The sequence below is a fragment of the Salinivibrio sp. VYel1 genome, from assembly GCF_009377945.1.
Taxonomy (GTDB): domain Bacteria; phylum Pseudomonadota; class Gammaproteobacteria; order Enterobacterales; family Vibrionaceae; genus Salinivibrio; species Salinivibrio siamensis.
Genome location: NZ_RSAM01000011.1, coordinates 84,925 through 110,995 on the forward strand (window position 1 = coordinate 84,925; position 26,071 = coordinate 110,995).

General features: G+C 50.7%; 32 protein-coding genes. 28 read left to right on the forward strand and 4 right to left on the reverse strand.

The annotated features are described in order from the left end of the window. Positions 1 to 8 precede the first annotated feature (8 nt). Positions 9 to 677: a hypothetical protein gene (locus EHW58_RS11615; RefSeq protein ID WP_152796560.1), complete on the forward strand. Its 669-nt coding sequence runs from the start codon at positions 9 to 11 to the stop codon at positions 675 to 677. A gap of 44 nt (positions 678 to 721) precedes the next feature. Here EHW58_RS11615 and EHW58_RS11620 read toward each other — a convergent pair whose 3' ends face one another. The 3 genes from EHW58_RS11620 to EHW58_RS11630 form a co-directional block, all read right to left on the reverse strand. Continuing rightward, a complete protein-coding gene (locus tag EHW58_RS11620; protein ID WP_152796562.1) occupies positions 722 to 1,096 on the reverse strand; it encodes a hypothetical protein in 375 nt (124 codons plus the stop codon). A 63-nt stretch (positions 1,097 to 1,159) separates the two neighbouring features. Further along, positions 1,160 to 1,459, reverse strand: coding sequence for a hypothetical protein (locus tag EHW58_RS11625; RefSeq protein WP_152796564.1), 300 nt, complete (start codon positions 1,457 to 1,459; stop codon positions 1,160 to 1,162). A gap of 1 nt (position 1,460) precedes the next feature. Then, positions 1,461 to 2,108 carry a hypothetical protein gene (locus tag EHW58_RS11630; RefSeq protein WP_152796566.1) on the reverse strand — a complete coding sequence of 216 codons (648 nt, stop codon included), beginning with the start codon at positions 2,106 to 2,108 and terminating at the stop codon, positions 1,461 to 1,463. A 434-nt stretch (positions 2,109 to 2,542) separates the two neighbouring features. On the opposite strand from EHW58_RS11630, the gene EHW58_RS11640 reads away from it, so the two are divergent. The 7 genes from EHW58_RS11640 (at position 2,543) to EHW58_RS11675 (ending at position 8,722) form a co-directional block, all read left to right on the forward strand. Further along, entirely contained in the window at positions 2,543 to 2,749 is a 207-nt protein-coding gene (locus tag EHW58_RS11640) for an HP1 family phage holin (protein ID WP_106406686.1), read from the forward strand. A gap of 10 nt (positions 2,750 to 2,759) precedes the next feature. Then, the gene (locus tag EHW58_RS11645; protein ID WP_152796569.1) at positions 2,760 to 3,329 is read left to right on the forward strand and encodes a lysozyme; all 570 of its coding nucleotides are present in this window, start codon (positions 2,760 to 2,762) and stop codon (positions 3,327 to 3,329) included. Further along, entirely contained in the window at positions 3,313 to 3,660 is a 348-nt protein-coding gene (locus tag EHW58_RS11650) for a hypothetical protein (RefSeq protein ID WP_152796571.1), read from the forward strand. The genes EHW58_RS11645 and EHW58_RS11650 overlap by 17 nt, the downstream gene beginning before the upstream one ends. A 291-nt stretch (positions 3,661 to 3,951) precedes the next feature. Further along, a complete protein-coding gene (locus EHW58_RS11660) occupies positions 3,952 to 4,104 on the forward strand; it encodes a hypothetical protein (protein ID WP_194163227.1) in 153 nt (50 codons plus the stop codon). Between the two features lie 6 nt (positions 4,105 to 4,110). Next, positions 4,111 to 4,965 carry a hypothetical protein gene (locus EHW58_RS11665; RefSeq protein ID WP_152796577.1) on the forward strand — a complete coding sequence of 285 codons (855 nt, stop codon included), beginning with the start codon at positions 4,111 to 4,113 and terminating at the stop codon, positions 4,963 to 4,965. Continuing rightward, on the forward strand, positions 4,962 to 6,638 hold the full coding sequence (locus EHW58_RS11670) for a terminase (RefSeq protein ID WP_152796579.1): 1,677 nt from the start codon (positions 4,962 to 4,964) through the stop codon (positions 6,636 to 6,638). Before EHW58_RS11665 ends, EHW58_RS11670 begins: the two co-directional genes overlap by 4 nt. Next, positions 6,635 to 8,722: a portal protein gene (locus tag EHW58_RS11675; RefSeq protein WP_152796581.1), complete on the forward strand. Its 2,088-nt coding sequence runs from the start codon at positions 6,635 to 6,637 to the stop codon at positions 8,720 to 8,722. The genes EHW58_RS11670 and EHW58_RS11675 overlap by 4 nt, the downstream gene beginning before the upstream one ends. Here EHW58_RS11675 and EHW58_RS11680 read toward each other — a convergent pair. After that, entirely contained in the window at positions 8,719 to 9,342 is a 624-nt protein-coding gene (locus EHW58_RS11680) for a hypothetical protein (protein WP_152796583.1), read from the reverse strand. The two genes, EHW58_RS11675 and EHW58_RS11680, sit on opposite strands and share 4 nt — an antisense overlap. A 293-nt stretch (positions 9,343 to 9,635) precedes the next feature. On the opposite strand from EHW58_RS11680, the gene EHW58_RS11685 reads away from it, so the two are divergent. From EHW58_RS11685 to EHW58_RS11780, 20 genes are all read left to right on the forward strand, one after another. Next, positions 9,636 to 10,508 carry a Gp49 family protein gene (locus EHW58_RS11685; RefSeq protein ID WP_227986315.1) on the forward strand — a complete coding sequence of 291 codons (873 nt, stop codon included), beginning with the start codon at positions 9,636 to 9,638 and terminating at the stop codon, positions 10,506 to 10,508. 121 nt (positions 10,509 to 10,629) lie between these two features. Then, positions 10,630 to 11,610 (forward strand): hypothetical protein, encoded by a 981-nt coding sequence (locus tag EHW58_RS11690; protein WP_152796585.1) that lies wholly within the window; start codon positions 10,630 to 10,632, stop codon positions 11,608 to 11,610. 66 nt (positions 11,611 to 11,676) lie between these two features. Next, positions 11,677 to 12,894 carry a N4-gp56 family major capsid protein gene (locus tag EHW58_RS11695; RefSeq protein WP_152796587.1) on the forward strand — a complete coding sequence of 406 codons (1,218 nt, stop codon included), beginning with the start codon at positions 11,677 to 11,679 and terminating at the stop codon, positions 12,892 to 12,894. Positions 12,895 to 12,951: 57 nt separating this feature from the next. Then, entirely contained in the window at positions 12,952 to 13,332 is a 381-nt protein-coding gene (locus EHW58_RS11700; RefSeq protein ID WP_152796589.1) for a hypothetical protein, read from the forward strand. 60 nt (positions 13,333 to 13,392) lie between these two features. Next, positions 13,393 to 13,824, forward strand: a complete 432-nt coding sequence (locus EHW58_RS11705) for a hypothetical protein (protein ID WP_152796591.1) — start codon at positions 13,393 to 13,395, stop codon at positions 13,822 to 13,824. Further along, positions 13,824 to 14,408 carry a hypothetical protein gene (locus tag EHW58_RS11710; protein ID WP_152796594.1) on the forward strand — a complete coding sequence of 195 codons (585 nt, stop codon included), beginning with the start codon at positions 13,824 to 13,826 and terminating at the stop codon, positions 14,406 to 14,408. The genes EHW58_RS11705 and EHW58_RS11710 overlap by 1 nt, the downstream gene beginning before the upstream one ends. After that, the gene (locus EHW58_RS11715) at positions 14,408 to 15,028 is read left to right on the forward strand and encodes a DUF6682 family protein (RefSeq protein WP_152796596.1); all 621 of its coding nucleotides are present in this window, start codon (positions 14,408 to 14,410) and stop codon (positions 15,026 to 15,028) included. Before EHW58_RS11710 ends, EHW58_RS11715 begins: the two co-directional genes overlap by 1 nt. 9 nt (positions 15,029 to 15,037) lie before the next feature. Then, the gene (locus tag EHW58_RS11720) at positions 15,038 to 16,684 is read left to right on the forward strand and encodes a hypothetical protein (RefSeq protein ID WP_152796598.1); all 1,647 of its coding nucleotides are present in this window, start codon (positions 15,038 to 15,040) and stop codon (positions 16,682 to 16,684) included. 541 nt (positions 16,685 to 17,225) lie between these two features. Then, the gene (locus EHW58_RS11725; protein WP_152796600.1) at positions 17,226 to 17,408 is read left to right on the forward strand and encodes a hypothetical protein; all 183 of its coding nucleotides are present in this window, start codon (positions 17,226 to 17,228) and stop codon (positions 17,406 to 17,408) included. Between the two features lie 8 nt (positions 17,409 to 17,416). After that, the gene (locus EHW58_RS11730) at positions 17,417 to 18,187 is read left to right on the forward strand and encodes a hypothetical protein (RefSeq protein WP_152796602.1); all 771 of its coding nucleotides are present in this window, start codon (positions 17,417 to 17,419) and stop codon (positions 18,185 to 18,187) included. Then, positions 18,132 to 18,809: a glycosyltransferase family A protein gene (locus tag EHW58_RS11735; protein ID WP_152796604.1), complete on the forward strand. Its 678-nt coding sequence runs from the start codon at positions 18,132 to 18,134 to the stop codon at positions 18,807 to 18,809. Before EHW58_RS11730 ends, EHW58_RS11735 begins: the two co-directional genes overlap by 56 nt. Next, positions 18,800 to 19,660, forward strand: a complete 861-nt coding sequence (locus EHW58_RS11740) for a glycosyltransferase (RefSeq protein WP_152796605.1) — start codon at positions 18,800 to 18,802, stop codon at positions 19,658 to 19,660. The genes EHW58_RS11735 and EHW58_RS11740 overlap by 10 nt, the downstream gene beginning before the upstream one ends. Before the next feature lie 125 nt (positions 19,661 to 19,785). Continuing rightward, complete coding sequence (locus EHW58_RS11745) at positions 19,786 to 20,670, forward strand: radical SAM protein (protein ID WP_194163224.1); 885 nt, start codon at positions 19,786 to 19,788, stop codon at positions 20,668 to 20,670. A gap of 54 nt (positions 20,671 to 20,724) precedes the next feature. After that, positions 20,725 to 22,332 (forward strand): hypothetical protein, encoded by a 1,608-nt coding sequence (locus tag EHW58_RS11750; protein WP_152796609.1) that lies wholly within the window; start codon positions 20,725 to 20,727, stop codon positions 22,330 to 22,332. Next, the gene (locus EHW58_RS11755) at positions 22,332 to 23,996 is read left to right on the forward strand and encodes a DUF1983 domain-containing protein (protein WP_152796611.1); all 1,665 of its coding nucleotides are present in this window, start codon (positions 22,332 to 22,334) and stop codon (positions 23,994 to 23,996) included. Before EHW58_RS11750 ends, EHW58_RS11755 begins: the two co-directional genes overlap by 1 nt. Further along, positions 23,996 to 24,364 (forward strand): hypothetical protein, encoded by a 369-nt coding sequence (locus EHW58_RS11760; RefSeq protein WP_152796613.1) that lies wholly within the window; start codon positions 23,996 to 23,998, stop codon positions 24,362 to 24,364. The genes EHW58_RS11755 and EHW58_RS11760 overlap by 1 nt, the downstream gene beginning before the upstream one ends. Continuing rightward, complete coding sequence (locus EHW58_RS11765; RefSeq protein WP_152796615.1) at positions 24,364 to 24,765, forward strand: hypothetical protein; 402 nt, start codon at positions 24,364 to 24,366, stop codon at positions 24,763 to 24,765. The genes EHW58_RS11760 and EHW58_RS11765 overlap by 1 nt, the downstream gene beginning before the upstream one ends. A 9-nt stretch (positions 24,766 to 24,774) precedes the next feature. Next, positions 24,775 to 25,437, forward strand: a complete 663-nt coding sequence (locus tag EHW58_RS11770) for a hypothetical protein (RefSeq protein WP_194163225.1) — start codon at positions 24,775 to 24,777, stop codon at positions 25,435 to 25,437. Between the two features lie 15 nt (positions 25,438 to 25,452). After that, positions 25,453 to 25,821, forward strand: coding sequence for a hypothetical protein (locus EHW58_RS11775; protein ID WP_152796617.1), 369 nt, complete (start codon positions 25,453 to 25,455; stop codon positions 25,819 to 25,821). A gap of 3 nt (positions 25,822 to 25,824) precedes the next feature. Beyond that, complete coding sequence (locus EHW58_RS11780; protein ID WP_152796618.1) at positions 25,825 to 26,064, forward strand: bacteriocin; 240 nt, start codon at positions 25,825 to 25,827, stop codon at positions 26,062 to 26,064. Positions 26,065 to 26,071 lie beyond the last annotated feature (7 nt).

Consider the following 26,071-nt stretch of genomic DNA (forward strand, 5'->3'; position numbering starts at 1 on the left):
TATTAGTAATGGAAGAGCAAAGCGTCGAGGATATATATCGTCACCTATGGGAGCAGGATGAAAAAGCGAAGGAAGTAAACAGGTCTTTTGTATTCAGGAAAAAAGACTTCTTAATAATGGTGGGAGGTTTTTTGCTTGCTATTTTGTCAATTGTATTCTTGTTCATCGAGGCGAGAACTAGTAATCACCAATATGAGCAATTATCTCTAGCGTGCTTGGGTCTTAGCCTTCTTTTTATGCAGGGCCCTGCTGTATTAGTAATCATCAAATCCTTGAAAAGACCCGTGAGAAGTACTTTTGAGGCAATAGCCGAAGCGAGTGGATCTGATTACGATCTTGCCCAAGAGCTAGCTAAATTTGAGTACTCAGAGTTGAAGCATGTACAAGCAAGAATAGAAATGGAGAAAGGGGCCGTTGATGCTAAGTTGGGCATGATATTTGGTAATATCAGAAAGATTGGGTGGCTACCAACGGCACTGACAGTTGTCGCCACCTTTCACACCTTAGCTCAAGAGGATAGCTCATTTCCTTGGATAAAAGCCGCTGCCATAGTGACTACGATTTATGCGTTGTCGGGGCTGATATACGCAATATGTTTTCGAATAGACCGCTGCCTAGTGACTCTTGACTCCGCTATTAGAGTGAAAGATGAGAAAGCGCACGCAGCGAGCTCATGATGAAGGAGTATGATTAGCCTACGCACAGCGCCTTGTTTTCGCTATTAGAAAGGGCCTCGATTTGGCCAGTAAAAACTATCATCATGAGGTAGGGGGGAAGGCACTTTAGTACGGCTCTTCTTGTAGTGTTTAATTCGTTCCTTAAAGTCACCTTTATCGTTTGACATGATCATTAAGTCTGGACCATGTAAAGCGAAATCCACTACGATTTGCTCTCTATATCTTAGCCATGTAATCAACGCGCCCACATTGGTTATGGAGTCGCGTTTGACTGCGAGCCATGCTGTTGCCTCAATATCTCGATTTGACATCTTTTTGTAGGGGTTTCTAAAGCCAGCTAAGCGGTCAATCAAGTGAAAATGATTAGCTATGACCAACAAAGCGATCGCGGCTATAATGATATACCTATCCGTTTGCATCTGTCATATTCCTTTTTCAGCGGCATAAGATTATTAATTGCTGAGAGGCGTTTTAGTTAAACCCTATCCCTTTAAGTCGAGTCGCTCTACATGTAAGCCTCTATCAACGGCATAAAGCTCGGCATCATGGTTAGTGAATGGAACACCGATGATATTGAAGCCAATTTTCTTAAGTAGTCCTTGGCGCTTCGCTTCGAGTTCCGTCGCCTGCTCGTTTGAAGCAGTCAGCAAATTCTCGTAAAACGCGTTCATCTCATCTGCGAGCGTTTGAATTTCCTCAATGTGCGCGATGACGACGCCTGAATCGGCGCCGGCGTCAAACAACAGGTTTAGCTCATTGTGTGTTAGTAGCGTGTATTGCATGTTAAGCCTTGCCATATCGAATAATATCTTGAGCCTGGCGCCACTCACGTCCGCATTGCTCGGCTATCTCGTCAGTAATAAAGTCTGGATCAAAGTCATCGTTATCCGTGAAGACGGGGATCAGCGTTCTGCGCGTGGGTTTAACTTTATCGTCAGTGTAAAAGTCCTCGTCGGCAACTCTGAATCTATCGCACGATTTTCCAGTGCTCAGTTTTAAGGATCCGCTATCATCATCGTAATAAGCGATGTCAACGCGACAAAACAGGTCGCCGTTCTTGCCCAGGTAGTGTCGATTACCTCTGATAAAATCGATTAAAAGAGCTTCCCAGTCAGCTAAACCATGTCTTGCGGCGCGCAGGCTGGGCTGAGCTGCTTTAAACGAGTATCCGTGCGAAATACGGTTCCTCCCCAAATCAAGCAAATCATAACGATACTGTGTGTTAATCTCCACTTCTGCAACGATAGCGCTGACTTCTGGGGAGTCATATTCCAGGCTAACAAAAATACTCGCAATTCCCCCATGAATGACGATGTAATCTTCTGGCGGATAGCAGTCATCTTGGCTAACTATGTGTTTTGTGGTGTTCAGAGTGCTATCAAAATCAGTGATGAGGTTTTCGATTCTGTTTAGTGTGTTGTTTGTGGTCATGGTCGTTATCTCGGTATCTATTGGTCGTTTTTTAACGCAGCCTCTAGGTCTTCAATCATGCAGAGAGTGACGTACTCTGTCGCTTTACCTTTTGTCGCTCGGTCAATTGATGACTTGCTTGGCGCCGCACCGCGAAGCGCTCTAATCAATTGCTCTGCTTTGCGATAGCTTCCTGCCTTGGATACAAGAGCAGAAAGGCGTTCGCCTGGGCTGGTTTGACTCGTTGTCACTCGCTGTTTGCACCCTTCAACTACCTTCTTTTATTGTATGTCCCAAATCGGGACAAAACACCTTTTAATGATAGAGAATTCGAGTGGAGTCACATGTTTACTAATATTGAACCGGGCCGAGCTCTGGGGTAATCTTAACCCATAATGCTAAAGCCTCGACCTTTACCCGGTCGGGGCTTTTTTTATGCCTGAACGGGACAGATTATGAACGACCTATTCGACAAAGTGACTGGATACCTCACGTACTTTTTTAGTGCTCTTGGTATGGTAATCGGCGGCCTATCGCTAGAGCAGTGGTACTTCCTTTCATCCATTATTATCGGCTTAGCCATGTTTATTAGTAACCAGTGGCACAAACGCGAAATGCGTAAGATTGCGCGTGAGAAGGGCATCATCCTCGAGCGAGACTAAAGGTTAACGAATGCGTTTCAATAAGCTCACGAAAGCACTGCTTGTGGGGGCTGTCGCGTTAACCGGAGGATTCGAGGGTTACAGACAAGTCGCTTACCAAGACAGCGGCGGTACCTGGACAGCCTGCTACGGTGAAACCCTCGGTATAGAGCAAGGCGACGAGTTCACAAAAGCCGAATGCGATAAGATGTTTGGCCAGTCACTAGAAAAACACAACACCCCACTCGAAGACATTCCCCAGCAACTCCCTGCAAACGTTCATCTTGCGTCTCTCGACATGGCTTACAACATTGGTACCGGCGCGTTTCAACGCTCAACGTTGTATCAGTACCTGCTCGCTGGTCAATATCCAGACGCGTGCATGGAAATGCCGCGGTGGCGCTTTGTCACTATCGACGGTAAGCCAAGAGATTGCCGTATAGCCAAGTGGAATTGCCGCGGCATCGTGACACGCAGAGAAATAGTGTCGCAGTTGTGCCTGGGGCAGTTATCTATCAACGATGCTCTGGCCAGGTTAGGGCAGTTACCACTCGACAAAGAAATCATAGAACGGATTAAAGCCGATGCTGATACCGAGTAAGACAACGCTTATCACCTCTGTAGCCGCTGTCGCGGTGGTGGGGTTTCTCTGGCTACGCATAGACACGCTATCAGCACGTAACGAAACGCTTACCGCAGAGCTGCGCAATGCAAAAGCGACAAGCCAGGCCCGGCAAAACATCATCACGCAGTACAGCTCAGAGCGCGAGTACATGACAACGCTGCTCACCAAGCGCCAACAGCACGCAAACAAAACACAGGAGAAGCTACGCAATGACATTAAAGCGATGGAAGTGGCCATGGCTGATAAAAGCTGTCTGTCTCAGCCTTGGCCTGATGCTGTCACTAAGCGGCTGCACGAGCCGTACTGAGACAGTCGTCGATACTCAATACATCTTACCGCCAGCCGGATTGATTGTTCCTTGCCAAAAACCTCAGCTCACAGGCAAAACCCCAGCCGAAACCGCCAAAGAAATCCCTTACTTGAAATCAGCGCTGAGTCAGTGCGCAGCTCAGGCTGATGAATATCTAGAGTGGCGAAAGCAACGCGAAGACGGGCATTGACTAACTAATAACGAGTAATGCGCATAACAGGGCGCTCTTACGGGAGAGAGCGTCCGATTATGTTCATCACATATCACATGCTGATTAAGCGAGAAGCCATGAATACAGGAGTCATTGTGTTGGTAATTGGCTGGAACGGTAAATCAGCACACGTTGAGCTATCAAACGGCAGCACTATCAGCATCAAAGCCTCGCATCGTCCCAAGGTAGGTGACTGGGTCGTAGAGGGTGAGTTAAGTACGGAGTTATAAGTAGTAATGGCAACTCAGGATTGGAAAGCGTTACAAGCTCAATTCGAGCATGACCATGCTAAATACGGCACTGGCGCTAAAGAGTGGTGCGAAGCGAAAGGGCTTAATTACTCGAGTGCTAGACGTTATATCAAAGTGCGCAAAACTGCGCAGTCAGAAAGTGCGCAATGCAAAAGTGCGCAGAGTGCGCAAAAGCCAACTGCGCAAAAGAAAACGCGCAAAAATGTTTCTAAAGACAAATCCAATAAACCATCCGCCCCCGCAAAAACGCCCGAAAAACCGCACTTGGATGAGCCTAAGCGTGATGAGAGTGGACGGTTCAAGCCCGGTCATTCGTTTTCAGCGGGCAATACTGGCAACACAAACGTGCCGGTGAATGCGTTTGAGGAAGGCAATCAGGTAGCGCGCAAAGGAGGGATTTATGCGCGGTACTTTCCAGAGCAAAAACAGCACATGTTCGACTTGTCGCAGATAGCGACACTCAATGATGAGCTGATGCTAACACGGGCGCGTTTGCAGAGCGGCATTGAGTACCTTGGGAAGATTCACGCGGATATGGAGAACGCGAGTTCGCTTGATGAGCGCATTGCGCTGTATGAGTCGTTTACTCGAGTAAATACACAGCTCGACACTCTAACAGGTCGCATTGAATCGATGACGCGGACACTGAGCGCTCTCGGTATCGATGGAGTGAACAAAGAAAAGATTGTGGCAGATACGAGCAGATTGAAAAGCGCGACACGCAAACTGACGCTCGAAGCGGATCGCATGGCCAAAGAAGGACAGGCAGATGATACGCCGGTTAGTCAGATGCTGGATGACTTGCAGGACAGCGGCACTGGCGGGTTGATGTCGAAATGACAGATGTAATGGACCCAAGCACAGAGCAAGAGCTAGATGAAATCCAGCGTCTGCTGAGTGACAAATGGTGGCGCATGGACAATTTGTACAAAGTAGAAAACGAGCGCGGCGAACTGGTCACATTCAAGCTGCGTCCAGCTCAGCGTTTGCTATTTGAGCTCATGCACTGGCTAAACATCATCCTCAAAGCGCGTCAGCTCGGATTCTCGACAGCCATCGATATTTATCTGCTAGACGAAGCGCTTTTCAATAAGAACATGAAATGCGGGATCATCGCTCAAGACCAACAAGCGGCGGGCGAGATTTTCCGTACCAAGATTGAAATCCCATTCGACAACTTGCCAGCCTGGCTCAAGTCACGCCTCAAAGTGAAAAGCCGTCGCTCAGGTGCTCACGGCGGTTACATTCTTTTCGAACACGGCTCGAGTCTGCAAGTCGCTACATCGTTCCGCTCGGGTACAGTCCAACGCTTGCACGTTTCAGAATACGGAAAGGTATGCGCGAAGTATCCGCAGAAAGCTAAGGAAGTGCGCACTGGTACGCTCAACGCAATCCATGAGGGCTGCGTGGCATTCATCGAATCCACAGCAGAGGGCGTTGGCGGCGATTTTTATGGCATGACCATGCGCTCGATGGAAATGGACAAGTCTGGACAAGCACTCAGCAGCCTGGACTGGAAATTCCATTTCTTTGCGTGGTGGCAAGATCCCAAGTATCGCAGTCCCGTCCCTGTATCCGGGGTGACGATGAGCAAAGCCCAGCGCGAGTATTTTGAAGCGATTGAAGACGTCATGGGTTGCACCATCGATGACGAGCAGCGGCAGTGGTATGTGCTGAAAGAAGCCGAGCAGGGCGAGGAAATGAAGCAAGAGTTTCCGAGCACGCCGATTGAAGCGTTTCTTGTGTCAGGCCGTCGTGTGTTTGATGCGCAAGATGTGATGCGCGCTGAGTCTCGATGCAAAGCGCCACTGATTGTCTATGACATGGACCCAGTCACCGGTGAGCGTCATAAAGTGAGTAAACCAGAGCGCTTGGACGAGCAAGGACAGCGCAGCCTGGCGAACATGACGCTGGTTTGGGAGCTGCCCGACGAGGACGAAGAATACGCCATTGGCGTCGATATCGCAGAAGGCTTAGAGCACGGTGACCGCTCTAGCATCGACGTTGTTAAGCAATCCAATGGTGAGCAGGTATTGCACTGGTTTGGACATATCGACGTGGAGTTTCTCGCAGAGCTCACTGCGCATATTGGCCGTTGGTACAACCAAGCCTACGTTGGCCCCGAGCGCAACAACCACGGCCACGCCTTTATCCTAAAACTCAAAGACATTTACCCCGGCTCTCGAATCTACGCAGAGCAGTACATCGACCGCGAAGACGAGGACGAAACCGTCAAGCTAGGTTGGCTCACTACGCGGCACAGCAAACCGATACTCACCGAAGGCATCAAGGTATTGCTCAAAAATGGACAGTCAGGCATGCGCTGGATTGGCACAGTTAACGAAGCGCACACGTTTGTCTATGACAAACGGGGCAGCATGAACGCACAGGAAGGCTGCTTCGATGATCAGCTCATGAGCTACATGATTGCGCAAGAAATGCGAGTACGTATGCCCAAGCGCGTGAAGAAACAAGAAACACAGCGTGAACACAGACACTGGATGACGCGATGAAACTGAATAAGAGCTCGATTGATACCGAAACATTGCTGAGCATCATGGCTGACATTGACGGCCAGCCGAGCTGGCGAAGTAATGCAAACAAAGCATGCGCATACTACGACGGTGATCAGCTTCATCCCAAAATTGTTGAAGTGCTGCGTGAGCGTGGCCAGCCGGAGACTATGCACAACTTAATCGCGCCAACGGTAGACGGTGTGCTGGGTATGGAAGCGAAGACCCGCACCGACTTGCTTGTCATGGCCGATGACCCAGACGATGAAACCGAGCAGCTTGCTGAGGCTATCAATGCGCAGTTTGCTGATGTGTGTCGCCTTGGCAGATTAGACAAAGCCCGATCAGATGCGTATGCCGGGCAAATTAAGTGTGGTATTGGGTTCGTCGAAGTCTATCGAAACCCCAATGCGTTTGGGCCCCGCTATAAAATCAAGAATGTGCCGCGTGATGAGGTCCATTGGGACTGGCTATCTGTTGAGCCTGATTGGTCAGACTGCCGCTGGGTGATGCGTGAGCGTTGGATTGATGCGGATGAGCTCAAGTCATTGGTGCCGAATAAAGCCGAAGTAATTGATCACGCAGTTAATGAGTGGAAGGGGTTCGTTGACGTAGACAACATTGAAGGTCACGAGGCTGGGCTAGTGTCCGCATGGGAAGAGTACCAGAGCTGGAGCCGTCGCGAAGCCGAGTATCTAAGCTCTGACCGCAAGCGCCTAAAACTGCAAATCGTCTATTTTCGCAAGATTGAGCGCAAGCCGGTTATCCGACTGAGCAACGGTCGCGTGATTGAGTACGACAAGAACAACACCATGCATGCCACGGCAGTGGGCATGGGGAAAGTGCAGGTCGAGATGACGCAAGTATCACGTATTATTGAGACCTGGTTTGCGGGACCACACAAGCTGGGCGAGCGTGATTGCGATGCGCCGCATGGCATGTTCCCAATTGTGCCGTTTTTTGGCTACCGCAAGGATTCTACCAACGAGCCCTACGGCTTGATTGCGCGTGCCATCCCGGCACAAGACGAGGTTAATTTTCGTCGTATCAAGCTGACCTGGCTACTGCAAGCCAAGCGCATCATTGCTGACAATGACGCGACGAACCTGAGTCGTGATCAGCTGATTGAAGAAGTCGAACGCCCCGACGGTTACATCCCGCTCAACCCTGACCGCCGCAACAAGAAGACAATCAGTGAGGCATTGAAGGTAGAGCAAGACTTCAACATCGCGAATCAGCAATTCCAGGTGATGCAGGAGTCGATGAAGCTGATCCAGGATACGATGGGTATCTATTCCGCGTTTCTTGGCCAAGAGGGCGGTGCTGATTCTGGTGTGGCTATTGCTAACTTGGTAGAACAGGGCGCAACCACGTTGGCAGAGATTAACGATAACTACCGCTATGGCTGTCAGCTAGTTGGTGAATTGCTCTTGGGCTATCTCATCGAAGACATGAAGAAGCAGCGCAATAAGAAAGTCACCCTGCACAAGGAAGACAAGCATAAGCGCAAAAACATTATCATTAACCAAGAAAGCGGTGATGGTAGCTTAACAAACGATGTGACGCGGTTACGTGCTCATATCACCTTGGCGCCAATCCAGCAAACCACCGCATACAAATCGCAGCTGGCTGATCGCATGATGCAGCTGACTGCGCAACTGCCACCGCAAGTGCAAGCCGCTGTAATTGACCTCGTTGCTGAGCTGTCTGATATCCCGAATAAGTCTGAATTCATGGAGCGGGTGCGTAATGCGATGCAAGTGCCCAAAGACCCAGAGGACATGACCGAGGAAGAGCAGCAGGCTTATCAGCAGCAACAAGCCGAGCAGCAGCAACAGAAAGAGCTGGCCATGCGCGAGATGGCCGCCAAAGTTGCGAAGCTTGAAAGTGAGGTCGAGAAAGTCAGAGCCGGCGCGAGTAAGGATGAAGCCGACGCGGATAGCAAACGCTACTCAAACGCGAAAACACAAGCAGAGACAGGCAAAATCATCAAAGAGATGGAGCGGCTAGCGCAAGAGATGAATCAAGCCAAAGCGGAGTATGAGTCGCTGCTTAGCCAGCAGATCGAGTCGCTAATGCTCTAACTGTACTCAAGCAGATCTCTCGAAATCTCATTAATGTGCTTGTCGAAACGGGCTGAGTTCTCTTTGATTGTGTTCTGTTGCTTAATTATGGCGAGTCCGGCTAAAAATAGTGTGAGCATTATTGCCATTGGCCAGTCCGTATAGCTGAATAACGCCATAACCATGACGAGTGCAGTAAGTATCCATGGACCATGAGATGCTCGATTAAACTCATGCGTTACACCAAGCCTTTTTAGTAGCTTAGTTGGTGCCATTAAGTGAGTCCAGCTGCGAGAGTTATGATTGATCATAGTGCATAACTCTCGGTGATTTGTTTCAAACCTTATCGCATACAGCAAAGTGACTTCTTGCCCTTTTATTAAGGGAGCGTCCGTGCCCTCTAACATGATTTGTGCCTCTGTACCATCACGCCTCCTTAACCAAAACTCGTGATGTTGCACAGATTTAGGTTTCAATTGAGGTATGCTAGCGCCCCCGGCTAACTGCATGACACTCCCAAGTACGTTAGAGATCACCCAGGACTTGAAACTTTCACGTTCGTTTTTAACTGAGTCTATTACCTCACCAGAGTCAGTGAAGAAATCAATCTGATTGCCTTTAATGCTATGAAAAGGATGCATTTTTTAGTCTGTGCTTTGAGGGTTCTGTACTAGTGTTCGGAACCTTTCTAGGTAATGCAATTTTAATCGTGATAGCTATCGCCAAATATGTGGTTTGAGTCAAATAACACTCTCTATTTCAACACTATTGAAGCGGTGCAAAATGTGGGATAGATTATCCCCATAGTGCCAAAGCCTCGATCCTAACCCGGTCGGGGCTTTTTGTTTGCAGACAGCGTTCCCGGCAAGCATATACGTTGCCACTCAAGCCACCTTAGCGGGTGGCTTTTTTGTTTACAGCTATTGGAGCTTACATGACCGAGCAATCACGAGAGACAGGATCATCAAGCGTACTGATCCACTTATCTTCAATCATGGATTGGTTCAAAAGTCACAAGCAGGTGCAAGCCGGTATTATTCGCGCCGTCGAGAATGAAGATGACAGCGGCATGGAGGTGATCATTTCTCACCCCGACGTTGATGATTTGAATCTCGCATTCACGCTGACGCCGGAAATGATTGCACGTTACAAGCCCAAGGCAGGGGATTACGTAGTGCTGTATGACAATGATTATCTGTCTATCAGCCCCAAGAAGGCGTTTGAGTCAGGCTACCGATCACTGCAAGGCACGCAAAACAAAATCAGCAAGTCTCACATTGACCGCTTGGTGTCATCTTTGCGCTTTGAGTTTGCGCGTGTGGGTGACACGACAGTCACCGGTTGCTGGGCGTTCCTGCCCGATGGCTTCAAAGTTGGCTATGGAGAATCGTCTTGCGTGGACCCTGAGCGATTCAGCTTTGAAACGGGCTGCCACCATGCGAAGGAGCGTTGCATTCAAGATGCAACCAACAAGCTCTGGGAGCTTGAGGGCTATCTACTCAAAGTGACCGGTGCGGATAGCAGCGTCATGCCAACAAGCATCAGCAAGCTGCCCGAGCCTTCACCAGAGCGAGAGGGCTTCATGGTATACAAAAGCAAACCCACTGAGCGGACGGCGTACCAGATCCGCGAGAGCGATATGCTTCATGCCGTCACAGACACCAAAAAGCGCATCAATATTGGCGGCGTTGAGTATGAGTTCGTTCATCACGAGCCCGTAGGTGTTGGCGACTTTATCTGCTTTTTGAGCGAAGAAGATATTTATCATGTTCGCAAAGAAATCATGGCGGAGCGCAACTACTTGTAAAGCCATAGACAAACTTTCAAGCCTCGGCACTTGCCGGGGCTTTTTTGTATGTGCCGCTAAGCGCTTTCACGAGAGTGCTTAACCGCACAGACAGCGATACGTCTACACACAGGAGAGGCAAATGTTTGAAGTAACCGGTAACGAAACAGTTGAAGAGCTAGAAGCGATGATGGAGCAGTTCGAAGACGCTGAGCTAGCAGACGATGACGATAGCGCATCCGAGCAGCCAGCGGCGCAAACTGAACAACAAAGCGCTGATAGCGAGGCACAGTCAGACTCGGATAACGCCGATAACGCGGACTCGGCATCCGCAGCCGAAAGTGACAGTGCGGCAACTGAGGGCGACGATAAACCAAAAGGCGTTGCAACCAAAGACGGCGAGCACGTTATTCCTTACGACGTATTGGAGCGTGAACGTACTGAAAAGCAGCAGCTCAAAGAGCAGCTTGAAGCGATGCAGCAAAAGCAAAGCGAATGGGAGCAATCTCAGCGCCTGTTAGATGTGCGCAACAAGCAACTCGAAAAACTTGGCGTCGAGCCCGACGACTTACCCGAAAACTTCAAAATCTCAGAAGAGCAGCTAGATACCCTGGCAGAAGACTATCCCGAAATCGGACAAACCATTCGTGGCTTGTTCGCTAAAGTCGAAGCCATGAGTCAGCAATCTCAAAGCGCACCAGAAACGAAGCCAGCCGAAAACGATCCAGCACCCGAGCGAGACGTAGTTGGGGAAGCCATTGCCAAAAATCCCGATTTGGCAAAGTGGTCGCAAGAAGGTGGCGAACAGTGGCAAAAGGCGATTGAGTTTGATGACAAGCTGCGCGCTGATCCTGCATGGGCTGAAAAGTCCATTGATGAGCGATTTGCGGAAGCAGCCCGACTGACCAAGGCACACTATGCGGATAGCGCAAAAGCCAAGGCAGACAAGGCAGAATCTGACGCAAGTAATTCGCTACCCCCATCACCGAGCGAGACAGGTTCGACGTCGAGTCAAAGTGGATCCATCATGGACAAGGTCGCTAACGCTGACGAAAGTGAGCTGTACGGCTTAATGTCTGGCATGACCGAGGACCAGATCGAGGACCTACTCTCTCAAGTTTAACGCCGTGTAGACGGCATCGAGCACCCGCCCATCGAGGCGGGTGTTTTTGTTTGAGGGTTTTATAACATGACCACGATTACCAAAGCACAAGCAAAGCGAATGCAGGAAGTCGCCCTTTTTATGGCGGCAAACCGCAACCGCAGCATGACCAACATGCTCACCGACGCCGCGCCGAAAAAAGCGCAAGGCGACAAGAAAGGCAATAAGCAATCATCACCTGGCGCGCCAATTGTCACCGTTAACGACCTGACCAAGACAGCAGGCGATACCGTGGACATGCAGATTGTTCACAAGCTGTCTAAACGCCCAACCATGGGCGATAAGCGCATTGCAGGAAACGGTGAAAGCCTCGACTTCACCGATTTTGAGTTGTCAATCAACCAGGGTCGTCACCAAGTCGATGCCGGCGGCAAAATGAGCCAGCAGCGCACTGGTCATAACTTGATGAGCACAGCGCGTACATTGCTTGGCACCTACTTCAACGATGTTAAAGACCAGCTAGCCACCGTGCACATGGCGGGCGCACGCGGTGATTACATCCAAGATGACATCATCGTGCCGCTCAGCAATCACGAGGATTTTGGTGACATGCTGGTCAACCCCGTCATGCCACCGACCTACGATCGTCACTTCTTTGGTGGTGATGCGACCGGCTTTGAGCAGCTTGACCAGGCGGACGTGTTTGGCATGGAAACAGTGGACAACATTTCACTGTTCATTGATGAGATGGCGCACCCGCTCCAGCCTATCCGTTTCAAAGACGACAAGCTGGCGGGTGATGAGCCTTTCTTCATCCTGAACGTTACGCCGCGCCAATGGCATGACTTTAAGCGCACGTCCAGCTACAAGGACTGGCAGCAGCTGATGGCAAATGCGATGAAGCGCCGCGGCAGCTTCGATCACCAAGTGTTCCGTGGTGAGTGTGTGATGCACGGCAATATTTTGGTGCGTCAGTACAAGGGCATGCCAGTCCGCTTTAACCCCGGCTCAACCGTCGATGTGTCGAAAAACGACAACAAAGCGACGACCCAGCAAGTTGAAGCGGGCACCACCATCGATCGCGCCATGCTGATTGGTGCGCAAGCACTGGCTGACGCATGGGGTAAAACCAAAAACGGCAGCCAGTTCTCAATCCACACCGAGAAAACCGATGCGGGTAACCGTGATGAGGTCACCATCGGCTGGATGAACGGCCTGAAGAAAGTGCGCTTTGCGGACAAATCAGGCCGCCTCAATGACCACGGCGTGATCGCGCTCGATACCGCGGTTTCAACTGGTTACTAATCGGGATGCGGCCTAGCGCCGCGCCCTTTTGCCCAATCCATTAAAGAGGTTTATCTCATGGGAACGATTAAAGCACCAAGCATGCACGACCGCATTTACGTCGGCGCGCATGGCAATGTATCAATGGCGCTGACCCAGGTGTCACTCAAAGCAGCCGCTACTGGCGATGTGGTGGAAATGGTTGAGCTGCCCATCGGCCTATCGCTCACCGGCTTCCGTGTTCATACCGAAGGTCTTGGCGCGTCCGTCAAGATTGATATCAAGTCGGGTGATGATGTGCTTGCCGCTGATGTGGATGTATCAAGCAAGACCGACGAAGCCTTGGTTATCCCGCCTACTTACAACGACGAAAAGCGTGTACTGGCAGTGGAAATCAAAGGCGGTGAAGCGACTGGCACGCTGCAAGTCAATCCCGAGTACCGAGTGATCGGCTACTAAATCAAACCTGGGGCGCAATCGCGCCCCTTTTGTTTTTGTTTCAGATAAGCAGGTACACAAATGAAAATCGCAATTGCTTACGTCGGGCCTAAAGAGTTTAAGCGCGACACTATTACCGGCTCGCGCCAAGTATTCCCCCAAAACAAGCCGATCGAAGTGTCAGAAGAAGTCGCCGCGGTATTGCTGCGTTTTGACAAAGTGTTTGTTGAAGCGGATCAGATTGACGATGTGCTCAAAGCGCGAGAAGCAAAAGAGCAGGCGCGCAAAGAAGCTGAGGCCAAAGCCGAAGAGGCGCGCAAAAAGGCAGAGGCCGAAGCGTGCATGGTTGTCACTCTGGGCGGTGAAGAAATCGACTTGAACAAGCTCACAGGCGCACAAGTCACGACCCTGGTCGAGTCTCATGATTTAGATATTACCAAGGGCCCACAAGAGAAAGTAGACACGTTCAAAAAACGTGTTCGTGACGCCATCCGAGCAAGCGAGGCCGAGTAATGCGCACCGTCCCCGTTGACGACTTCCTGCCTACCTTGCGGCAAATGGTCTCAACGCCACTCCCGATGCAGATGAAAGACGCGATCGTGAAAAGCGCGATCCGCTTTTGTCGAAAGACAGGCGTGGTGTTTACCGAGCGGACGATTTACCAAGTCTACGAAGGACAGACCATTAAGGCGGTTTCTGGCAGTCGAGTGAATCGCAAAAGTGGCGGCAATTTAAAAGCGTCTGATAAGAGTGAAATCTCCATCGATGGTGTCGAGCTCGTTGCAGGGCAAGACTTTACCCACATTGAAATGGACGATATTTACTTTCTGCGTGATCTGCGCAATGTCTCGATTCGCTGCGCCGTGGAGCCGGCACCCAATGCAAAAGAGCTGCCCGCAAAACTTCTGGATGACTGGGTATATGGTGTTTGTGCGGGGGCGGCATCATGGCTTTATGGCCAACCTAATCTGATGAACGGCGATCTGCATGGGTATTACGAGCGAGAGTTCATCGAGCAGACACGCCACGCGGCGCGCTGGCGGTTAGAAACCCAACCTCAAACTACTCGCCCCACGCGTAAGCGGAGTTTCTTCTAATGATTCATGCGTCAGACATTATCAACCGCGTCGCCAAAGAGCTTATCGATGACGGTTTCGTTTATTGGTCGGTAGACGAGCACATTAGCAACCTCAATGACGCGGTTAGCGCTATTTTGTTCGTCAAGCCGGAAGCGACACGGACCACCGTCGAAGTCAATGTGGCAACGGGACAAAGCCGGGTCAGACTACCGGAAGATGCCTATACCATTCTCAGCGTTAACCAGGTCGATGGGATTGGCGTTCAGTACATTGCAATGTCTGAGCTCGACAGGCTTTACCCAGATTGGCGCAATATGACAGACACGCCTTCCAACTGGACGAAGTATGACAACGAAGATACCAGCTTTTGGCTGTTCCCCGCGCCTGATGCTGATGCCAAAGCAGAGATCGACTACGCCAAGCAAGTCCGTGCGCCGTCAATAGACGACACCTTGCCTATTCAAGCAACCTACGAGCCGGTGCTATTTGATTACATGCTTTACCGTGCTTACTCGAAGAATGCGAATAGTGAGTCCAGTGTGTCTCGTGCCAATCTCCACCTGCGTTCGTTTGAATTGCTTTTAAAGGGCAAGTCAAACATTGACGTGCGTGCTCGCCAGCAGATAAAGCAGCAATAGGAACGGCGAATGATTAACGTAAAAGGCATATTGACGGATGCAGAGGGCGTGCCGCTACCTCAGGCCATCATTGAGTTTTACTCAACTCGCAACGCCGGGGAGAGCTTGAATGGGGCGGCAGCCGTTACCCGAACCGATGAGCATGGTGGTTATGACTTCATATTAAAATCGGGTGAGTACGAGCTGTATGCCCAAGTGGCGAAAAGCACTGACGTCTATTTTGTGGGCGAGTGTACTGTCACGCGGACCATGACGGGTGCCTATGACCTTGAAGCGTTAATGTCGATGGCTGTTCCCTTGCTGCCAGAGTCGGTTACCCAGGCTATCGATGCCGCAGATACCGCAGTTGAGGCTCGCGGACAAGTTCATGCGTTGCATAGCAGTGTTGAGCAGTATGCGGGGAGCGCGAAAGTATATCGCGACGAGTCGGCCGCTCACGCAAAAGCTGCCGCAATGAGCGCGCAGGCTGGGTCAGAGAGTGAGTCTAAGGCCAAAGCTAGCGAAGAGGCCGCAGCGCTACACGAACAGGCAAGCGAAGACAATGCAATCGCATCAGGCAACGCCGCATCAGAAGCGAGCCAGAGTGAATTGATGGCTGCTTCACACGCGCATAAGGCGCTGGAGCATAAAAACGCAGCAGGCGTCAGTGAAGGCAATGCCAAAAATAGCGAGCTAGCAGCGAAGGCTAGCGAGCAAGGCGCTCTGAGTCATAAGAATGCGGCCAGTCTCAGTGAGAATAATGCCCAGAGTGAGGCGGAAGCATCAGCACAAAACGCCCTGGTAGCAACAGAGCAAGCAGGCATTGCAACAGAGCAGGCGGATCTTGCTGCTAGTCGGGCGAATGCGGCAGCAACGAGCGCAGGCGATGCTAACAGTGCGGCAAAACGCGCAGAGTCGTCCGCAGCGGCAATGACAGGTGCGCTGCTAGAGATGGGAGCGGTTAATTTATCAAGTGGTGTCGCTCCCGCTCCTTATGAAGACGAAGAAGGCACCAAACGTGCCTGTTTCTGGAAAGTTGTTGTCCCAGGTGTCATTGATGGCGTTAATTACGGGGTAGGTGACAGTATTGTCTATTCAGCCGAGCTAGACACGTATTACAAAATTGATAATACAGAGTCAGTCACCTCGGTTAATGGCAAGAAAGGCGTTGTGACTTTGTCTGCTTTGGATATCGGGGCATTGCCTGCCGGCAGTAATGCGGTCAGTGCGAGCAAATGGGCCACGCCCAGAGTCATTACCATCGATGGCGATGCGCAGGGCTCAGTAACCATTGATGGCAGTGCTAATGTCAGTCTCTCCTTGTCTATCAGAGACGCCACACACGCCCACGCGATTTCAAACATCACCGGCCTTCGTGCCGAACTTGACGGCAAGTCAGAGACGGGGCACAGCCATACGGCCAGCGAGATCGGCGCACGACCTGATACTTGGGTGCCCAGTTTTAATCAAGTGACAGGTAAACCAACTTCTTACCCAACGAACTGGAGCATGATTGGCAGCAAGCCGGAAACGGCCACGCGATGGCCCTCGTTGACGGAGATAGGCGCGTTGGGCAAAACAGAAGTGGCGGACTCTGTTAAGCCGGCGACTGCCACAAAGTGCGGCGGCGTAAAAATTGAATTTGATGGCACCACTTTAAATATCGTGACGGGGTAGGCCGTGGCAGATACGCGTAACCTTAGCTTAAACGGCGCCACCGTTGAGAATGTCACTTTTAATGGCCAACAAGTACAGGTATTACAGATTGATGGTGTGACAGTGTGGGAAAATGACGTAACCACGCGCTACACCACGAGCCAAAACACCGAGTACATGACGGACAAGCTGACGTCGAAAATAACGGCTTGGGGAACCAGTAAGACAACAAGTAAATCAACTGACTTTACCACCAGTTATGGCACCTCTTACGGCACATCCTGGAGCACGTCTAGGGGTACATCGAGGAAAACGGGTCGCCGCACGTACTACACGGCGGGCGGTAGCCGACCAATATCAACCAGTCGCTGGACATCTTACTGGACAGGCTGGAATACCGTGTGGGCGACGTCTCGAAGCACATCGCGAGGCACTAGCCATGTCACGCAAAGAGCGACGAGTTACGTGACATCCACAGAAGACTCGCGAAGCACCGAATTTACCACGAGCAAATCCACGCTCAAGAGTACATCTTGGGAAACAAGCAGAGTAACGAATCAATATGGCGACGGATAAAGAAAAAATAGCTGAGCTTGAAAAGAAGGTCGATCGGCTTTACGAGTTGGTGGAGAGTGTGGCTCTCAATGTGGTTGACCATACGACAAACATCGATCGGCAAATTAACGACAAGCTAAAGAGTTTGACGCGCCGGGGCCGGACTACCAATCATCAATCTACACGCTAGCTTCTTGCATGATGAATAATGCGTTCAATCTGATCGACTCGGCGTCAGGGTTGTTAGATAGAACAGGCGTGGTAGGGAGCAACTATCCCTCTGGTTTTCAGAGAGCAGTAGATTACTTTCAAGCGCGTAATGGTGGTCGAAAAAGCCAGTACGACTTGTCTTATGAGGGCAGTAGAGATGAGTTTGTTCACACGCCAATCTTTAACGAGATGTTGTATATCAGCACCACGTCAAACGATTTCAATACCCACCTGATTGAGTCTATCGCAAATAAAACGCGACACGTTGAGTTGTGCTTAAAGCCCAAGTATCTCCAGCTTGACTACCCAGGCAGCGTCGATGAAGTGATCATTATGCCTGGCTCTAACCTGATGCAAGAGGTTGACCCAACGGTTTTGAAAATCCTCGCCAAGCGGGGAGCGAAGTGCAAGCTGCACCCCATTACTTGCCGGCTCGATATATCGCTATGCAAAGAGCGCATTGAGATCATAGAGGGGCATTTTTCTGGCGTTGACGTCGTGAGCAAGTCAAAACGCGTTCATGCCGCGGATAGTAGTGAACTGGGGCTTATTGCCAAGTATCTCGGCAAAGACGTCACTCGACTGTATTTGCGTCGGCCTGGTACGTATTGCGCGCTTTACGACAACATTGACCAGATGGATACCTGGTTAAATTCTGCCAAGTCAGGCGTGATCAGAATGGATCACTACAAAGAGGATATTGATGAATACCTCGAACATTACTGGCGTCATCACGACGATAACGTATCGCTATATTAAAAAGCAGCTTGAATGCGTCCTTCCCCAATTAAACAACGTCATTGTTTGCTGTGATAACCCTGACCTCGATTTATCGTCGCTGACATGCGATCCGCGAGTAACACTCATAAATACCGGCGGGGTAGGTCAATCAAAAGCCAGGTTGGAGGGCGCCAGGCGTGTCAAAACTGAGTATGTCCATGTGATGGATGATGACGACTTTCTTTGTCGTAATTTCTATCCCAGCAATATTGCGCGAGCGGATGTGTGGTTTACCCAGAATATTGCATTGCTGCGCGGTTGGGGTTTGGAGACAAAGGACTTTGATATTACTCAGGTCAATGTGAGCTGCCACATTGTGCGCACATCAATCATGCTTGAGTGCTTGGAGGTGTGCCAGGACTTTACCAACCAGGCAGAGGATCACGTTTACTACGACTACTTTGGCAAGTTTGACGTCAGGGAGTTCGATGGCTCGCTCCTGCGCCTGCTGATAAAAGAGCGGCACCTGAAAACACTCAATGAGCCTTTATTGGATGCGTTAAAGCGCATCATCAGTGAGCCCTGCCGGTGCACTAATCCGAGGTATCGGCGCATCCTCATGAAGTACAGAAAAGTTAATAAGAGGATTGTATGTATATAGTGCAGTGTGTGAACAAAGAGTACTTAGATCCTTACTATGTATCTCGGCAAAGTCAGATAGAGGCGGGCGTTCCCTATGAGCACTTGCTGTTTAGTTACGATGACTTGCCTGTCGATCACATCAAAATTGAAGAGCCTGCTTGGCAAAATGTCACCGAGTTTTCTGATGTTGAGATGAAAGGGATGGTGCTGAGGCTGGCGGCGTTTGACTGGTTGAAAGCAAACGGGTTTGACCGCGTGCTTTACATTGACTGTGACACAATCATTCAAGGCGATCTTTCCGAGCTTGAACACGTCAATATCAAGGGTAACTGGCTCGCGGCGGCTTCGGAAAACCACTGCAAGTATTACGATAAAAGCATTTATAAGCACCGATACCCCCAAGAAGAGCAGCGACGATTCGAGCTTAACCCCGAATACTTCAATAGCGGCGTTCTACTCCTAGACTTGCAAAAATGCCCCGTTCAGAGCTTTGTTGAAGGCTTTGGCCTAGAGCTGGATCGCTATCTATTGCCCGATCAAGACTACCTCAACTCTTTAGCTATCCCTTATGCGCGAATGCCGAGGACGTATAACTGTGTGCCTGAAATGCGCGTTGCTGATTTGCTCGAAACGCAGCACCTTGTGGATCTTCATCGCGAGTTGCTGGGCGCGGATATTATCCACTTCGCCGCAAGGATAAAGCCATACACGGAAAACAAGCTGGATTACTACGGTTTACAGATCCCGTATGAGAGATATTACGAGTATGCACAACGCACCGAGGGAGTAAGCCAAGGGTTCCTGGACATCATCAAGGGAAACGTAGATCTGTTCAAAAGCACCATCAATTGTATAAGGCCCTTTCTATGAATCGACCATTATGCACCGCACCATTTACGAGCTATTCACATAAGCCTGAAGGGTTTAGGCCCTGTTGCTCGCGTCACGCGAAGCCGGTGCAGGCAGATACGAGACGTTGGTGGAATGGCGAGTACATGAGGCAATTGCGCAAAAACATGTTTGCTTATGAGACGCTGCCGCAAGAGTGCAAAGATTGCATTGATGAAAACGGCGCAGGTGGTGAGCAGTATTCGCACCCGTTTAACTTAAAGGACTATAACGAAGCAACAGGCGTGATGAGAGCCCAGCCTAGTCAGGTGTACTTGTTTACAGGTAATCGCTGTAATCTTGCCTGCGAGACGTGCGACTCAACGTTTAGCGATAAGCACGCTGAGGTATTCCCTGAGAGGGTTATCCCCGTGGAGGGGGAGCTTCTCGATCCGATGGCTATCGCAAGAAAGTTTTCACCCAAGCAGTGGGTAGTATATGGCGGGGAGCCGTTTATATATGAAAACATTTATGAGTTAACACTCATGCTGCTGCAAAAGCCTGGCATCGTGTCTTTCTTGACGAATGGCATGTATAACGTCAAAACGCACCCCGTCTTCCAGGACATGATCCTCCCTAACCACAAAAAATTCTCAGTGTGCTTTTCTGTCGATGGTGATGCGGCACTGAATGAGAAAATCCGTATCGGTGCAAGCACCAAAAGGATACTGGCCAACGCTAAAATCTGCGCCGAAAAAGGGGTGACGACAGACATTCACTACACGCATTCCTCCTTAAATAGCCACGGGTTTGTGGATTTTTGCAAAATGCTGTTAGACGAAGGCATGTACGATTACCCATTCAGTATCAATACATGCCCCGTCGAGTTTCCAGAGGCGTTTTCGCCTAAAGGCTTGCCAAATGAAGAGAAGCGGCGCGTGATAGAGCAAGTCAGCGACTTCATGAAAGAGAACATCCCCGAGGATATGCTGATCGCCTCGCGCAATATCATCGCTTCTCTGCAATACCGACAGGTTGGTGACATCCTGTAGGGGTCAACCAGAGCGCCCATCCCTTATTCTTTCACGCTTTATAAAGAGCCCTTCATGCTAATTGACATTCAAATGATGCGCGGCGAAGTGCCCCGCCTCAAAGACCACTTATTGCCTAACGAAGCAGCGACATTGGCAAGTGATTGTGAGTTTGAGCGTGGCGTGATTGCTCCCATGCTCGATAATCGTTTTGCGCTAGATTTGCCATACAGCGCGAAGCGTTTGCACAAGTACGACGGCGCGTGGCTGCTATGGAGCGATGCCAGGGTAAGCGCGATTGATAGCCCCCTTTCCCAAGACGAGTGGCAGCGCGTTTACTTTACCGGTGATGGAAAGCCGAAAGTGACGGCGCAAGATATTGCCATTGACGGGTCAGGCTTTGGCCCCGCAGCAAGTTATGACCTTGGCGTGCCCAGGCCAGCGCTTCCGCCAACGGTAACAGATGTTGATGGATCAACCGGTGATTCGCCGCCGGATGGCGAACCGGCAATGATTGACGACGAGGATCGGGTCTATATCCAGACCTATGTCACGCGGTTTGGTGAAGAGAGCGCGCCCGGTGACCCGTCTAATTCCGTGCTGATTGAAAGACCTGGCTCGACTGTAACGGTGCAGTTATCTCAGCCATCAACGAATACACACAATATTACCCACACGCGCCTTTATCGCTCGGTAACCGCGGCAGGTGTGGGCGAATACATGTTGGTTGCAGAGCTGCCGATAGCGACAAGCGAATATCAAGATACAGAAAAAGAGCTCAATAGCGCCGTTGTTGAAACGTGGGACTATGATGCGCCGCCGGAGAACATGCAGGGACTTTGTACCATGGCTAACGGTATCTGTGCGGGCTTTGCGGGTAATGAAGTCATGTTTTCAGCGGCCTATTTGCCTTACGCATGGCCTACGTCCTACCGGCTTACGACAGAGCATGACATTCAAGCCATTGTGCCCGTCGGTACATCGTTAGTGGTAGCTACAAAAGGGATTCCGTTTGTTTTCTCAGGCGTGACGCCGGATGCAATGACAGCCGCCAAGCTGGACGTTGAACAATCTTGCGTTAGCGCTGAATCGTTAGTGGTCGTTGCGGGGATGGCGATGTATGCCTCACCTGATGGGCTTGTGGTGGTTAGCTCGGATGGCGCCGCTATCGCTACCGAGGAAATTATCGACCGCAAACAGTGGCAAGCAATGAAGCCAGAAACCATTAAAGCGGTTGCCGTTGAGGGCTGGTATGTCGCGCAGTCTGAAGTGGGCGGATTTATTTACGATCCCTTATCCAAATCGTTCACGCGGATTAGCGAGCTGTGGGATGCGAGCTATGTGGATCTCGCCCAGGATGCGCTCATGATTGTGAGAGGCTCTGAGCTTCAAGAGTGGCGAGCGGGCAGCAATAGCAAACCAATGACATGGCGCTCTAAGTCTTTCGCGCTGCCCGTTGGGGCGTCATTGAGTGCAGGCAGAGTGATAGCTGATAACTATCAAGCGCTGACTGTGACTGTTTTTGCTGATAATCAACCTGTTTTATCACTCAGTCCTGGAAGCGTTACCGATCGCCCTTTCCGGCTCCCGCCTGTTCGCGCCAGCCGTTGGCAGATAGAAGTGGCAGGTAGAGCTAGCGTTGAGCGCATCATGCTGGCAAGTAGTGTTGAGGAGTTGCTGTAATGTCAAAGAGCGGATTCGTCGGCGGAAGAAATGAGCAGGCACTCTATGAAAACATCGAAAAGCTAACAGGCCAGCGGGGTAGCGGCCTAGATAGGGCGATTACAGTCAGGGAGCTTCATGCGCTTGGGTTGGTCAATGTGAAGCGTCGAGCAGGTGGCGGGGTCAATGTTACGCCGGCACCTAACACAAATGATGGTGGTGGCGTCGAGTTGCCATCACAAATGCCTAGCGCGCCGATGAATCTGCAGGTGTCGGGTGGCTTTGGAAGTATCATGCTGACATGGGACGCGCCTGACTACTTGGGGCATGCTTATACCGAAGTTTGGCGTGCTAGCACGAACGACATTGACGCAGCGACCCTAATTGCAACCGTTTCAGCAACGGTTTTTGGTGATATCGTTGCCGCGGGATCTGCCTTCTACTACTGGATACGCCACGTCAATATTAAGGATATTCCAGGGCCGTATAACGATAGGCTGGGAGTTCAAGGTAAAACCAGTGAGGACATCGAGAATGTCGTCGATCGCATTGGTGAACAACTGGGTGCGTCCAAACTGGTGAAGGAGCTCAACGAAAAGGGCACGTCTGCATTTCAAAGCATGTGGAGCCAAAAGGCGCAAGCTGAGGACATCACTGCAGGGATTGGCATTTTGGCTGACGATGACGGAACGAGCCAAGTCGCTGTCAGTGCAAGTCAGTTCTTTGTGTTTGACCCAAACAGCGACGCACCAATGCAACCATTGTTCGCTATTGACCAGGGCCAGGTCATTATCCCTGAAGCCGTCATCGAGTCGGCAACTATTCAGATCTTAGAGTCGCAATCTATTGTTGCCGATGAGGTGCGAGCAGGGGCTTTTGTTAGTTCTCCGATTATTGAAGGGGCGAAAATCCGAGGGGGGAGCGCTGCCTTTGGTGTCGGAGGGCCTTTCGATGGTTATCATACTCACATAAGCGATGACGGTATGTTGCGCACCGATAATATAGAAGCCAGTGGCACGGTGTTTGGGAGCAAAATTGAGGGCAGCGAGATACATGGTACTGACATATATGGTGCCACCATCTACGGCGGAACGTTAGTACAGCTGGTCACGAAGTATCAAGTGGAAGGAGGGCTGGAATACCCTGATGGTGAGCCAATACTCGCCGAATACTCTCTCTACAAAAGTATCAGCTCTAGCACCAATACCACTCAATATATAGGGCTGTACCCTTACAACAACGACAACGTAGTCAGTGAGTACCGGATGCGGTGGTCAACGATTGGGAGCACAAGCACATCGGGGATCAGAGTGTCTTTCGGCGGGCAGACCTCTAGCTATAAGCGTGGATCGTATAGGGTGAGATTTCACTATACGGATAATGACGGAGTCAGCCGAACACACACCACGGGCACGCTCAATACCGGTGGAGTTTACACCGTCGCCATTGCGCCAGGCACATGGGTGATCCAAACGAGCGTATCAACCCGCGAAGTGGAAGATATTCGAGGCTCCATGCCTTATACATACAACGTGTACACGCTAACGGGAAGCATATACACCAAGTCAGGCAGTTACACGGCGAAGATCGACCGCATAAGTATCATTTCAACCGACCGCATTATGAAAAAAGTGAACGGCCTCAGTGGCTATATGAGCGTGAAAAACTACGAGAGAAAGCCGTGATGGGGAAATACAAATACTGTGATAGAGCACATACCCTGGTTGGGTATTATGAAAACGGGAAAGTCACGCACCTTAAACCAGAGGAAGCGCCAGAAGGTGTAGTGATTGAGAGCGCTTGGAGTGATGAAGATGAGGCGCTATTGCTTAAAGAGGCGGACGAGCGCAAAGAGCGCGCTTGGCGTGACAGTGAAATGCAACGTGTAGTAAGCAGCCTCGATCAGATAAAAAATGATCGAGAGTTTGGCGGCACTAGCTATCAAGGTGATGCGACTGCCGAGCAGCTAAATGACTACCGTATAAAGCTGTGTGAGTACCCAAATCAGCCAGAATTCCCCTATGGGGCGCGCCCAAAATTTTCGGAGGTGTAATGAGCCAGCTTTACTCTGCTCCTTGGCACCAATACCGCGACAAACTTCTCCCGATCATTCAAAAAACACAACAACGGAATGATCATCAATTTGCCGACGAAATTGACGACGCCCTCCACACAGAGAGGGCGTTTCTATTTTTGGTGGAAGATGGCTTCACCGTTCTTTTGCCAAAACGACGGGGCGTCTTGCCCTGGCTTAACGTGATGTTTGCGTTTAGTTGGGGCGGCAATGCCATTGATCGTTACCAGCCAGGCATTGAGCTCAAAGCGCGACAAATGGGGGCAAGGGGCGTGGAACTATACACAGCCGTTGAGGGGCTAGAGCAAGCGTTACTCGGCAATGGGTATGTTAAAACAACGGGTGAAGCCCGCATTCAGCACTGGGAAAAGATTCTGTAGGAGGGCCATATGGGTGGCGGCGGAGACTCAGAAGTCAAAGAAACAGAAGCGCAACGTGCAGCGTCAGAGGTGGCTAAAAAGCAGTGGAATTTATACCAATCTGACTTTAAGCAGCATGAAGACAATTTCATTGCGCGGGTTGACGCTTACAACAGCGATAACAACATGGCAGAAGCCAAACAGGCGGCTGATGTGGGATACAACAAAGAGTACTCCAAAAACCGTGAAGGCGCGGCCAAGTCCCTATCAGCGAGTGGCGTTGATCCGACGTCGGGCAAGTTTCAATCCACCATGGCGGAGATGACAACGGATCAAGCGATTGGGCAGTCCGACACTGCCAATCGTGCGCAGTCGTCAGAGCAGGATAAGTATTTGGCGGGGCTGAGTGATGTCGCAGCTATCGGCATGGGGCAGCAAACCGGTGCGCTCGACGGCATGAGTGATGTCGCCAATACCAGCCTAAACAAGGCAACGGCAGACGCCGAGGCCGATTTTAATAAGCGCTCGTCAAACTTGCAGCTAGCAGGTGCAGTGGCTGGCGCGGGGCTTAGAAGCTACCAAGCAGGCTGGGGAGGCAATGAAACCGAAACATTTGAAGCCATGCAAAGCGGCTCCAAGAATGGGTTTTCGCCAATGGGCGGGCCAAGCTCGTATGGGTTAGATCAACATTAATCAGCGGGGTAAAGCATGGGCATTGCAGCAGACAGATACGCAAGTATCACGCGCCAACAATATGACGACTGGTATCGGCGCTTTTATCCCGAGCAGAAAAAGCTCATGGAGCAATCGCAAAGTGGCGAATTGCTTAGTGAGCAGCTTGGGCGTGTAGATGAGAATGTGGATAGCGCCGCTCAGGCCGCAGAGGCAGGACAAACCAACCGCATGGCGCGTTACGGCGTCACCGCAGAAGAGGACCCAAACCAAGATGCCAAGCTAGCACTTAGCAAGGTGTCAGCAAAAAACGGCTTACGCACCTACGAGCGTGACCGGTCGATGAAAACGCTATCTGGCTCAAGTATGGGTTTGCGAAACGCACCACAACAGCAGCAGGGGTAACCAATGGGGTATAGCTTACTCAGCATGGGGCAGCATCAAAAAGGCGCTGCCATGAAAGGGCTACGTGACGCAGCTAACCGAGAAGAAAAACGCGAAGCGGCGAACAAGAAGCTCGAAGCAGCAGAGCGGCAACAGACTATCAGCGCTGTAGGCTCGGGTGCGGCGATTGGCGGCATGGTTGGCGGCCCCATAGGTGCAGGAATTGGTGCCGCGGCTGGGCTCGTCGTGGGCGAATTGTTTTAGGAGACGA

Excerpts from the sequence above, each read along its gene's own strand:
- EHW58_RS11650 (WP_152796571.1), top strand. The coding sequence starts at position 3,313 with ATGCTGATACCGAGTAAGACAACGCTTATCACCTCTGTAGCCGCTGTC.
- EHW58_RS11725 (WP_152796600.1), top strand. The coding sequence starts at position 17,226 with ATGGCGACGGATAAAGAAAAAATAGCTGAGCTTGAAAAGAAGGTCGAT.
- EHW58_RS11675 (WP_152796581.1), top strand. The coding sequence starts at position 6,635 with ATGAAACTGAATAAGAGCTCGATTGATACCGAAACATTGCTGAGCATC.
- EHW58_RS11695 (WP_152796587.1), top strand. The coding sequence starts at position 11,677 with ATGACCACGATTACCAAAGCACAAGCAAAGCGAATGCAGGAAGTCGCC.
- EHW58_RS11720 (WP_152796598.1), top strand. The coding sequence starts at position 15,038 with ATGATTAACGTAAAAGGCATATTGACGGATGCAGAGGGCGTGCCGCTA.
- EHW58_RS11680 (WP_152796583.1), bottom strand. The coding sequence starts at position 9,342 with ATGCATCCTTTTCATAGCATTAAAGGCAATCAGATTGATTTCTTCACT.
- EHW58_RS11745 (WP_194163224.1), top strand. The coding sequence starts at position 19,786 with ATGAGGCAATTGCGCAAAAACATGTTTGCTTATGAGACGCTGCCGCAA.
- EHW58_RS11765 (WP_152796615.1), top strand. The coding sequence starts at position 24,364 with ATGAGCCAGCTTTACTCTGCTCCTTGGCACCAATACCGCGACAAACTT.
- EHW58_RS11645 (WP_152796569.1), top strand. The coding sequence starts at position 2,760 with ATGCGTTTCAATAAGCTCACGAAAGCACTGCTTGTGGGGGCTGTCGCG.
- EHW58_RS11715 (WP_152796596.1), top strand. The coding sequence starts at position 14,408 with ATGATTCATGCGTCAGACATTATCAACCGCGTCGCCAAAGAGCTTATC.
- EHW58_RS11750 (WP_152796609.1), top strand. The coding sequence starts at position 20,725 with ATGCTAATTGACATTCAAATGATGCGCGGCGAAGTGCCCCGCCTCAAA.
- EHW58_RS11660 (WP_194163227.1), top strand. The coding sequence starts at position 3,952 with ATGAATACAGGAGTCATTGTGTTGGTAATTGGCTGGAACGGTAAATCA.
- EHW58_RS11740 (WP_152796605.1), top strand. The coding sequence starts at position 18,800 with ATGTATATAGTGCAGTGTGTGAACAAAGAGTACTTAGATCCTTACTAT.
- EHW58_RS11730 (WP_152796602.1), top strand. The coding sequence starts at position 17,417 with ATGATGAATAATGCGTTCAATCTGATCGACTCGGCGTCAGGGTTGTTA.
- EHW58_RS11690 (WP_152796585.1), top strand. The coding sequence starts at position 10,630 with ATGTTTGAAGTAACCGGTAACGAAACAGTTGAAGAGCTAGAAGCGATG.
- EHW58_RS11670 (WP_152796579.1), top strand. The coding sequence starts at position 4,962 with ATGACAGATGTAATGGACCCAAGCACAGAGCAAGAGCTAGATGAAATC.
- EHW58_RS11735 (WP_152796604.1), top strand. The coding sequence starts at position 18,132 with ATGAATACCTCGAACATTACTGGCGTCATCACGACGATAACGTATCGC.
- EHW58_RS11620 (WP_152796562.1), bottom strand. The coding sequence starts at position 1,096 with ATGCAAACGGATAGGTATATCATTATAGCCGCGATCGCTTTGTTGGTC.
- EHW58_RS11685 (WP_227986315.1), top strand. The coding sequence starts at position 9,636 with ATGACCGAGCAATCACGAGAGACAGGATCATCAAGCGTACTGATCCAC.
- EHW58_RS11630 (WP_152796566.1), bottom strand. The coding sequence starts at position 2,108 with ATGACCACAAACAACACACTAAACAGAATCGAAAACCTCATCACTGAT.
- EHW58_RS11615 (WP_152796560.1), top strand. The coding sequence starts at position 9 with ATGGAAGAGCAAAGCGTCGAGGATATATATCGTCACCTATGGGAGCAG.
- EHW58_RS11760 (WP_152796613.1), top strand. The coding sequence starts at position 23,996 with ATGGGGAAATACAAATACTGTGATAGAGCACATACCCTGGTTGGGTAT.
- EHW58_RS11710 (WP_152796594.1), top strand. The coding sequence starts at position 13,824 with ATGCGCACCGTCCCCGTTGACGACTTCCTGCCTACCTTGCGGCAAATG.
- EHW58_RS11755 (WP_152796611.1), top strand. The coding sequence starts at position 22,332 with ATGTCAAAGAGCGGATTCGTCGGCGGAAGAAATGAGCAGGCACTCTAT.
- EHW58_RS11705 (WP_152796591.1), top strand. The coding sequence starts at position 13,393 with ATGAAAATCGCAATTGCTTACGTCGGGCCTAAAGAGTTTAAGCGCGAC.
- EHW58_RS11625 (WP_152796564.1), bottom strand. The coding sequence starts at position 1,459 with ATGCAATACACGCTACTAACACACAATGAGCTAAACCTGTTGTTTGAC.
- EHW58_RS11665 (WP_152796577.1), top strand. The coding sequence starts at position 4,111 with ATGGCAACTCAGGATTGGAAAGCGTTACAAGCTCAATTCGAGCATGAC.
- EHW58_RS11640 (WP_106406686.1), top strand. The coding sequence starts at position 2,543 with ATGAACGACCTATTCGACAAAGTGACTGGATACCTCACGTACTTTTTT.
- EHW58_RS11770 (WP_194163225.1), top strand. The coding sequence starts at position 24,775 with ATGGGTGGCGGCGGAGACTCAGAAGTCAAAGAAACAGAAGCGCAACGT.
- EHW58_RS11780 (WP_152796618.1), top strand. The coding sequence starts at position 25,825 with ATGGGGTATAGCTTACTCAGCATGGGGCAGCATCAAAAAGGCGCTGCC.
- EHW58_RS11700 (WP_152796589.1), top strand. The coding sequence starts at position 12,952 with ATGGGAACGATTAAAGCACCAAGCATGCACGACCGCATTTACGTCGGC.
- EHW58_RS11775 (WP_152796617.1), top strand. The coding sequence starts at position 25,453 with ATGGGCATTGCAGCAGACAGATACGCAAGTATCACGCGCCAACAATAT.